The sequence below is a fragment of the Oleiphilus sp. HI0061 genome (assembly GCF_001635675.1).
This window is the reverse complement of the sequence record NZ_LWFE01001454.1, coordinates 1-1346: the sequence shown is the minus strand read 5'-3', so window position 1 is coordinate 1346 and position 1346 is coordinate 1. Positions and strand designations below refer to the sequence as shown.

General features: G+C 44.5%; 1 pseudogene. It reads right to left on the bottom strand.

Going from position 1 to position 1346, the window contains the following annotated elements:
* Positions 1-705: 705 nt before the first annotated feature.
* A pseudogene (locus A3735_RS31285) lies at positions 706-1346 on the bottom strand (hypothetical protein); the annotation flags it as partial.

Here is a 1346-nt window from a genome sequence, read left to right as displayed (position 1 = left end):
AAATGACCTTCTGACGGANATGCNANAGAATATTCTTTTGCATTTCCGTCAGAAGGTCATTTAGTTCGCGGTTAAAGCGTGCAATGCGTTCACGGCTTTGCTGCTCGCGTTGAGGGCGCCCCTGGATGTGTTGTTGGACGATCTGAGGTACTTTGTCCGGTTCCATCACTCTATAGGCTTTTTCAAGCTTCTCTTCAAATAAACTGGTACGCCACTCGCGAACGGCTTTATTGGCGGTTTCAACAGTCATGGTACTCACCAGGTCGGCCAAGGATATGGATTCACGTGAACACTCATCATAAAAGGTTGCCAAAACAGCTAGACCGGCTGCGCTTTCGCCAATACGTTTAGCGAGTACGCGCAAATTTTTGGAAGAAATAGATAAGCTTCGAGTAATCTCCTGAGCATGATAGAGCTCAGCGGCAACCTTTGCTGCAATGACGGTTTGTTGGGTGTTCTCGCTAAGCATTGGCAGTGTCTCCCAAACTCACTTACGTAGCGTATTTAGGGCCAGATTTAAAAAGATAAGACTTAGTTCTATCCGGTATCTGAGGCTCTCGTAAGTGCTTTGTTTTTATTGATTCGTTTAGTTTAGCACTGATCAAAAAAAATGCTGGAATTCACGGGGATATTTTGTGGCTATCGGGCATAAAAAAAGCGGAGGTGGAAGAAACCTCCGCTAGCAGTAAAAATTAACCTAAGAGACTAGAATTTAGCTGCGAGCTGCACCCAAATTTTCGTAGTATCCTCGCCCGAGTCTCCTTTACTGTAATCGGCAAGCTTGATTAGCCCTGTGTAGTTATCAGAAAACTTCTTGGCAACTAGAATGTCAATTTCACTACCTAAATCTGCACTACCTTCATCGGCGTCAAACTGGTGGTAGATTACCGCGATCTTAGGACCGTAGTTTTTGGTTGAAATGCTAAGCGAGGTGTCTACTAAGCCGTCAGTTCCTTTTTCAGCAGCAAACTTGTCAGCCCAACCGTTGAACTTATGCTTGGTTGCAAGAGGTGTCTTAAACATGGCATTACCGTCATCTGAGCCAAGAGTTTCGTAACCCAGCTTAGCGGTAAAGCCTGAAACATTTACACCTGCTTCAAGGTTAAGATAATTCGTTTCATGCTCATTATCATCGTCAGTAGTTTGTTGGGCAAATTCAGCGGTATAAAGGACAGTAAGGTCGTCACTTGCTTTCACTTTACCGTTTGCTCGGATACCGAAAGTGTCATGAATATCTTTCAGGTCCAAGAAGTAAGCGCTTAAGCCCAAGCCGTCAATACTCTTGTTGTTTACGTAGTAAACTTGATGGTCGTTGCCGTCGATATCGCCTCCGGTAAAGGTGTTTA